Genomic DNA, 7,107 nt, shown 5'->3' on the forward strand with positions numbered 1-7,107 from the left:
GGGTGGGTGGGTTCGGCGGCCTGTTCGCACTGCCGCCCGGCAAGTACCAGGCGCCGGTGCTGGTGGCGGGCACCGACGGGGTGGGCACCAAGCTGAAGGTGGCCTTCCTGGCGGGGCGCCACGACACGGTGGGTATCGACCTGGTCGCCATGTCGGTGAACGACATCCTCACCTGTGGCGCGGAGCCGCTCTTCTTCCTGGACTACTTCGCCACGGGGAAGCTGGAGGTGGACGCCGCGGCGGAGGTGGTCAAGGGCATCGCGCTGGGGTGCGAGCAGGCGGGGTGCGCGCTCCTGGGCGGGGAGACGGCGGAGATGCCGGGCTTCTACGCGCGGGGCGAGTACGACGTCGCGGGCTTCTGCGTGGGCGTGGTGGAGCGGTCCGCCATCATCGACGGCAAGACGGTGAAGCCGGGGGACGCGCTCATCGGGCTCACGTCGTCGGGGCTGCACAGCAACGGCTACTCGCTGGCGCGCAAGGTGCTGCTGGACGACGCGAAGCTGCCCCTGGACATGACGCCGCAGGGGCTGGACCGGCCGCTGGGTGACGCGCTGCTGGAGCCCACGCGCATCTACGTGAAGGACGCGCTCGCGCTCTGCCAGGCCGTGAAGGTGAAGGGCATGGCGCACATCACCGGCAGCGGCATCCCGGGCAACCTGCCCCGGTGCCTGCCGGACGGGACGCGCGCGGTGCTGAGCGAGTCCACGTGGAAGAAGCCGGCCATCTTCGACCTCATCGCGAAGACGGGCGGAGTCGCGCGCGACGAGATGTTCAGCACGTTCAACATGGGCCTGGGCCTCATCGTCGTGGTGGCGAAGGAGGACGTGGCGAAGGCGCTGGAGGTGCTGCACGCCCGGGGCGTGGAGGCCACCGAGGTGGGCCGGGTGGAAGCAGGCCAGGGCGAGGCCACGGCGGTCATCGACCCATGAGCGCGCGGCGGGCGCGGCTGGGGGTGCTCGTCAGCGGCGGCGGGAGCAACCTGCAGGCGCTGCTCGACGCGGCCGGGCAGGCGGACTACCCGGCCGAGGTGGCGTGCGTGCTGTCCAACGTGCCCACGGCGTTCGCGCTGGAGCGCGCCCGGAAGGCAGGCGTGCGCGCGGAGGTGGTGGACCACAAGGGCTTCGGGTCGAAGGTGGACTTCGAGGCGGCGCTGCTCGGCGTGCTGGCGGACGCGGGCGTCGAATGGGTGTGCCTGGCGGGCTTCATGCGGCTGGTGAGCGCGGACTTCCTGAAGCACTTCCCGGGGCGCGTGCTTAACATCCACCCTTCCCTGCTGCCGGCGTTCCCGGGGCTGCATGCGCAGAAGCAGGCGCTGGAGCGCGGCGTGAAGGTGGCCGGGTGCACGGTGCACTACGTGGACGCGGGCACGGACACGGGCCCCATCATCGCCCAGGCGGCGGTGCCCGTGCTGCCGGAGGACGACGAGGCGAGCCTGAGCGCGCGCATCCTCGCGGAGGAGCACCGCCTGTATCCGCTGGCCGTGCGGCTGGCGGTGACCGGTGCGGTGACACTGGACGGGACGCGCACGAAGGTGGCCGCGCGGGTGACGGGAGACAACACCGCGCTTCGCAGTCCGGGTTCGCCGACGTGACGAAGGCCGTGGAGCCGTCGCGTTCCGCCGCGTCCGAAGAGACCAGGGCGGTCGCGCCGCCGCATACCGCGCCGAAGCCCATCGAGCTGTCGCCATCCTCGGCGCACAACGCTCCGAAGGCGGTAACACCGGCTCATGCCGCGCCCGAAGTGCAGAGCCCGGCCCAGCATGCATTAGCGTCTGCCCGTGATGCTCGTCGGGAGGCCCTGCGCGCGGCCCCCACGGTGATGGTCAGTGCATGCCTGTTGGGCGAGGCGTGCCGCTACGACGGCCGCTCGCAGCGCTCGGAGCGCGTGCTCGCGGCGCTGGAGGGCAAGGCCGTCATCCCTATCTGCCCGGAGGCCGCCGCGGGCATGGGCATTCCACGGCCTCCCGTGGACCTCGCGGGTGGCACGGGCGTGGACGTCTGGGCTGGCCGTGCGCGGGCCCTCACGCGGGAGACGCGCGAGGACCGCACCGCCGCGTTCCAGGACGGCGCCCAGCAGGCCCTGGAGGCCGCCCGGCGCTTCGACGTCACGGTGGCGCTCTTGAAGGAGAAGAGCCCCTCGTGTGGCAGTCAGCGCGTCTACGAGACAGGCGTGCTGCGCCCGGGTGAAGGCATCACCACCGCGCTGCTGCGCGCGGATGGACGCACCGTCGTGAGCGACGAGGACCTGTAACCGTCCCCTCGCGTTGATCAGCCCAGCGCGGGCAACTCCAGCTCGTCACCCGGCCGGGGCGCGAAGCACGCCTCCACCTCCGAGTCCGTCACCTCCGCGAGCGTGGCCGGGCTCCAGCGCGGCTTCTGATCCTTGTCCACCAGCACCGCGCGGATCCCCTCCTGGAAGTCCGGCCGCTGCGTCAGCGCCTGGCTCAACCGGTACTCCATGCGCGCCGTCGCGTCGTAGTCCTGGCCACGCCCGATGCGCAGCTGCCGCAGCGTCACCCGCAGGCTCGTGGGCGACATGCGCGGCAGCGTCGCACGCGTCTCCTCCGCCCACGCAGTCCCCTCGCGCTCCAGCGCCGCGAGGATGTCCTCCACGCGGCTCCCCTGGAAGCACCGGTCGATGACCTCCGCCCGCGACGCGAGCCCCGAAACACCGGCGTCCTGATGGAAGCCCTTCAGCACTCGCGCCGCCACCTCGCGCCCCGGTCCGCTCCAGTCCGCGGCCGCCAGCGCGCCCACCACGTCCTCCAGCCGCGAGGACTCCACCCGATGCGTCGCGTACCCCAGCCACAGCGCATCCGCCGCGTCACACCGCGCGCCGGTGAGCCCCAGGTACGTCCCCGCCTCGCCCGGGAAGCGCGGGAGGAACCAGCCACCGCCCACGTCCGGGAAGATGCCGATGGCCGTCTCCGGCATCGCGAGCACCAGCTTCTCCGTCACCACGCGGAAGGCCCCGTGCGCGGACAGCCCCAACCCACCGCCCATGCAGATGCCGTCCACCCACGCGATGAACGGCTTGGGGAAATGGTGGATCCGATGGTTGAGCGCATACTCCGCACGGAAGAACTCGCGCGACAGCGACATGTCCGACCGTGCGACCGAACTGGCCACCGCGCGCACGTCCCCTCCCGCGCAGAAGGCCCGGCCCCCTGCTCCGCTGATCACCACCGCCTTCACGGACGGATCCGCCGCCCAGGCGTCCAGTTGGGGATGCAGCGCGCGGCACATCTCCAGGGAGAGCGCGTTGAGCGCCTTCGGTCGGTTGAGGGTGACCAGACCCACGGCCCCCCGAGTCTCCAGCAGCACGTCCTCGCTCATGGCGTGGGGGATATCAGCCCGGAAGGGGCTCGCATGGGAGATTCAGGGGTGACATGGCGGAGGAAATCGGTATTGGGGAGAACATGACTCCCGCAGCCGCCCCCCTGCTCGCCGCCGTCTTCGACATGGATGGCACGCTCGTCGACAACATGGACTTCCACAACCGCGCCTGGCTGACGCTCGCCCGGAAACTCGGTCTGGATGGCCTGACCGCGGAACGCTTCCAGAACGAGTTCGCGGGAAAGAAGAACGAGGAGATCCTCCCGCAGCTGTTGGGCCGCACCCTCTCCGTCGCGGAGCTGGACGCGCTCGCGGAAGAGAAGGAGTCCCACTACCGCGCCATCTACCGGCCCTACCTCGCGCTGCACCGGGGCGCGGAGGGATTCCTGCACCGCCTGCGCGACGCGAACCTGCTCCTGGCCGTGGCCACCGCCGCGCCGCACGGCAACCGCGAGCTGGTGCTGGACGGGCTCTCCGTGCGCCCGCTCTTCGCCTGTGTCGTCGGCGCCGAACAGGTGACGCGCGGCAAGCCCGCGCCGGACATCTTCCTCGCGGCGGCGAAGGCCCTCCAGGTGCCCCCCGAGTCGTGCCTCGCCTTCGAGGACGCCATCAACGGCGTGCTGTCCGCGCGCGCCGCCGGCATGGTCACCGTGGGCATCACGACCACCACGACCTCGGAGGCGCTGAAGAACGCGGGGGCCCACTACACCGCCCCGGACTTCGACACGCTGCCCCCGGAGCTGCTCGCGCGCCTCTTCAGGTCCAGGGCCTGAGGGGGCACATACGCCCCACCCCGGACGTGTCAGGAAGGCGCCAAAAGGGCGCCAGACGCGGTGACGTTGTGTAGTGTTCGGCGGCCATGTCGACGTCCTCCGCCAAACTCAAGCTCCCCTCGGGCCCGTCCCGGCACGTGTACGACGTCATCGTGCTGGGCAGCCAGGTCGGAGGCGCGCTCGCCGCCGCGCTCCTGGCGAAGCGCAACCACCGCGTGTTGCTGGTGGAGCACGACGGCATGGGGCCCGGCTACGAGCACGACGGCTTCGTGCTGCCCTACGCCCCCTTCGTCGCGCCGCCCCTCAAGGCCATGCCCGCCGTGGACGAGGCCCTCAATGAGTTGGGCCTCTCCACCGCCATCGGCCGCGCGCTGCGCCCCCACGCGCCGGAGCTCCAGCTGGTGCTGCCCCGGAACCGGGTGGACCTGGTCGGGGACGCCGCCCGCCGCCGCACGGAGCTGACGCGCGAGTTCGGCGAGGCCGGCGAGGGCATCCAGGGCGCGCTCGCGGGCAGCGCCGCGCAGCACGAGTCCACCGACGCCTTCTTCAAGGCCGGGCCCCAGCTGCCGCCCGACGGCTTCTTCGAGGGCTGGAAGCTCAAGGGACAGATCAAGGATCACCCGGCCCTGGACGCCACGCCCCGGCTCGCGGGCGAGGATCCGGCGCTGTCGCTGGTACGCGGCCTGCTGCCCTTCCTCGTCCACCTGGAGAAGCCTAGCGCGCCCCTGGCGCAGACGCGGGCCCTGTCCCAGGTGCTCACCGCGCCGTCCACGTACCCGGGCGGCATGGACGCCCTGCGCGACGTGCTCACCCGGCGGCTGACGGAGCTGGGCGGCGACGTGCTGGGCCGCGACAACCCGGCGGGCTTCATCGTCGAGGAGCTCGCGTTCGACGGCAGCAAGTTCTCCGGCGTGAAGCTGGTGCGCTCGGACACGCTCTACCGCGCGTCGTGCCTGGTGACGGCCACGGACTCCGGGGCGCTGCGCCGGTTGGTGACGGACAAGAAGCACAACCGCGGCCTGCTGGAGCACCTGGATCAGTCCAACATCAAGTCGCTGCTCTTCAGCGTGAACTGGGTGGTGCCGGAGGCGGCGCTCCCGCGCGGCATGGGCGAGCTGGTGCTCGTGGACACGCAGGACCCGGAGCTGGGCCCGCTGCTCGTGCAGCAGCACCCGGCGCGCACGGCCGCGGCCTCCGGGCACAAGGACGTGGAGGGCGTGCGCGTGGTGTGCGCGGGCGCCTTCGTCCCGGCCTCCGCGCGCGAAGAGGGCGAAGAGCACCTCCAGGCGCTGGCGAAGCGCATCGACGAGCACCTGGACCGGCTGATGCCGTTCACGAAGCAACACCGCGCGCTGCGCTCGGTCCCCTACCTGGACGCCGGCGGAGTGCGCGGCAGCCGGCTCATGCCCCACCCGCTCTACAGCTTCGAAACGGAGGCCTTCCTGGGCGTCACGGGGTTGAAGCAGCGCACGCCCGCGAAGAACGTGATCCTGGCGGGCCGCGAGGTGCTGCCCGGCCTGGGCCTGGAGGGCGAGTTGCTCGCGGGCATGCGCGCCGCGAAGCTGGTGCAGGACATGTTGAAGAAGAAGGATCCGCTCAAGGGATAGGTCCCGGGTCGGATCCGGCTGGATTTCCGGCCTGTTTCTGGTAGGGTCCGCCGCTCTTTTATGGGCTGCTGTCGAACGCCCCAGTTTTCAAGGAGTTAGCAGTCATGGCGTGGAAGTGCGACCTCTGTGGGAAGCGTCCGCTGGTGGGTAACAACGTCAGCCACGCGAACAACAAGACCAAGAAGCGGACCCTGCCGAACCTGCAGAAGGTGCGGGCGAACGTGAGCGGCTCCATTGAGCGCGTCCTGGCCTGCACCCGCTGCATCAAGGCGGGCAAGGTGACCAAGGCCGCCTGAAGTCCGGGAGCCTTCCGGTGGGCATGACGCGCGCTCGAAAGTCCGCGCTTCCGCCCACCGAACGGCTCCATCCCCGTACGGATGACCTGGACCTCCTCCCTGTCGAGGCGGTCGTCCGACGGTTGCATCAAGAAGACCTGATCGCGCTCCACGCGGTCCGTAAGGCGTTGCCGTCCATCGCGGCGGCGGCCCGGGCCGTGGCGGAAGCGTTACGCGCTGGCGGCCGGCTGCTCTACGTGGGCGCGGGAACCAGCGGTCGGCTCGGCGTGCTCGACGCGAGCGAATGTCCCCCCACCTTCGGTGTCCCGGCGACGCGGGTCCAGGCGGCCATCGCGGGCGGCCGGCGGGCCCTGACGCGCGCCGTGGAGGGCGCCGAGGATGACGTCGCTGCCGGGGCCCGGGCGGTGCGGACGTTCCGGGCGACGGCGCGGGACGTGGTGTGCGGCATCTCCGCGTCGGCCTCCACGCCCTATGTCCGGGGTGCGCTGGACGAGGCCCGCGAGCGAGGGGCGCGCACGGTGCTGGTGTGCTGCAACCCGCCGGGGCCGGCCATGCGCGCGGACACGGTGGTGCTGGCGCGCACGGGGCCGGAGGTGGTGGCGGGCTCCACGCGGCTGAAGGCGGGCACGGCGACGAAGCTCGTGCTCAATGCCATCACCACCGCGGCCTTCGTGTCGCTGGGCCACGTGTACCGGGGGCGCATGGTGGACGTGCGCCCCACGAACACGAAGCTGCGGGCCCGAGCGGTGCGGATGGTCGCGGAGTTGACGGACCTGCCCCCCGCGCGGGCGGAGGCGTTGCTCCAGGCCGCAGGCGACCACGTGAAGCTGGCGCTGGCCATGCACTTCACGGGGCTTCCGGCGGCCCAGGCCCGGCGCCGATTGAAGGACGCGGGCCTGCGAGGGCTCGAACGCCCGGCGGCGGCCCGAGCGCCACGGCGACGCCCCACGCGCTGAGGCGGCGAGGGCCCGCGGTCCCTCCAGAATCCGACAGGGTGGGCGTCATTCCCAGACACACGAGGTGCCCTGCGGGCCGGGGTCCGGCGGCCGTGGGAGCTGGCCTTTAGACTTGGGGCATGCACCCCGCCACGCCACCC

The 7,107-nt window shown here is 71.8% G+C and carries 8 protein-coding genes; 7 read left to right on the forward strand and 1 reads right to left on the reverse strand.

Annotated features, from left to right (window positions below; all coding sequences use genetic code 11):
* The 3 genes from purM to D7Y11_RS40660 all read left to right on the forward strand — a co-directional run.
* The coding region (gene purM / locus D7Y11_RS40650) for a phosphoribosylformylglycinamidine cyclo-ligase (RefSeq protein WP_126936357.1) at window positions 1-929 on the forward strand (929 nt) is incomplete at its 5' end.
* Window positions 926-1,591: a phosphoribosylglycinamide formyltransferase gene (gene purN, locus D7Y11_RS40655; RefSeq protein WP_126936358.1), complete on the forward strand. Its 666-nt coding sequence runs from the start codon at window positions 926-928 to the stop codon at window positions 1,589-1,591. The genes purM and purN, both read left to right, overlap by 4 nt.
* A 227-nt stretch (window positions 1,592-1,818) precedes the next feature.
* Window positions 1,819-2,250, forward strand: coding sequence for a DUF523 domain-containing protein (locus D7Y11_RS40660; protein ID WP_120594649.1), 432 nt, complete (start codon window positions 1,819-1,821; stop codon window positions 2,248-2,250).
* 17 nt (window positions 2,251-2,267) lie between these two features.
* Here D7Y11_RS40660 and D7Y11_RS40665 read toward each other — a convergent pair whose 3' ends face one another.
* Complete coding sequence (locus D7Y11_RS40665; RefSeq protein WP_126936359.1) at window positions 2,268-3,335, reverse strand: enoyl-CoA hydratase/isomerase family protein; 1,068 nt, start codon at window positions 3,333-3,335, stop codon at window positions 2,268-2,270.
* An 83-nt stretch (window positions 3,336-3,418) separates the two neighbouring features.
* Here D7Y11_RS40665 and D7Y11_RS40670 point away from each other — a divergent pair, with 83 nt between their 5' ends.
* The 4 genes from D7Y11_RS40670 to murQ all read left to right on the forward strand — a co-directional run bounded on the left by D7Y11_RS40670 (window position 3,419) and on the right by murQ (window position 6,967).
* The gene (locus tag D7Y11_RS40670; protein WP_121756011.1) at window positions 3,419-4,108 is read left to right on the forward strand and encodes an HAD family phosphatase; all 690 of its coding nucleotides are present in this window, start codon (window positions 3,419-3,421) and stop codon (window positions 4,106-4,108) included.
* Window positions 4,109-4,194: 86 nt separating this feature from the next.
* Entirely contained in the window at window positions 4,195-5,715 is a 1,521-nt protein-coding gene (locus D7Y11_RS40675; RefSeq protein ID WP_121756009.1) for an NAD(P)-binding protein, read from the forward strand.
* 104 nt (window positions 5,716-5,819) lie between these two features.
* Window positions 5,820-6,011, forward strand: a complete 192-nt coding sequence (gene rpmB / locus D7Y11_RS40680; RefSeq protein WP_014398134.1) for a 50S ribosomal protein L28 — start codon at window positions 5,820-5,822, stop codon at window positions 6,009-6,011.
* Window positions 6,012-6,034: 23 nt separating this feature from the next.
* Entirely contained in the window at window positions 6,035-6,967 is a 933-nt protein-coding gene (murQ, locus tag D7Y11_RS40685) for an N-acetylmuramic acid 6-phosphate etherase (protein ID WP_121756010.1), read from the forward strand.
* Window positions 6,968-7,107 lie beyond the last annotated feature (140 nt).

This window comes from Corallococcus sp. AB018 (assembly GCF_003986945.1).
Lineage (GTDB): Bacteria > Myxococcota > Myxococcia > Myxococcales > Myxococcaceae > Corallococcus > Corallococcus exiguus.

Excerpts from the sequence above, each read along its gene's own strand:
- murQ (WP_121756010.1), top strand. The coding sequence starts at position 6,035 with ATGACGCGCGCTCGAAAGTCCGCGCTTCCGCCCACCGAACGGCTCCAT.
- D7Y11_RS40675 (WP_121756009.1), top strand. The coding sequence starts at position 4,195 with ATGTCGACGTCCTCCGCCAAACTCAAGCTCCCCTCGGGCCCGTCCCGG.
- D7Y11_RS40670 (WP_121756011.1), top strand. The coding sequence starts at position 3,419 with ATGACTCCCGCAGCCGCCCCCCTGCTCGCCGCCGTCTTCGACATGGAT.
- D7Y11_RS40660 (WP_120594649.1), top strand. The coding sequence starts at position 1,819 with ATGGTCAGTGCATGCCTGTTGGGCGAGGCGTGCCGCTACGACGGCCGC.
- D7Y11_RS40665 (WP_126936359.1), bottom strand. The coding sequence starts at position 3,335 with ATGAGCGAGGACGTGCTGCTGGAGACTCGGGGGGCCGTGGGTCTGGTC.
- rpmB (WP_014398134.1), top strand. The coding sequence starts at position 5,820 with ATGGCGTGGAAGTGCGACCTCTGTGGGAAGCGTCCGCTGGTGGGTAAC.
- purN (WP_126936358.1), top strand. The coding sequence starts at position 926 with ATGAGCGCGCGGCGGGCGCGGCTGGGGGTGCTCGTCAGCGGCGGCGGG.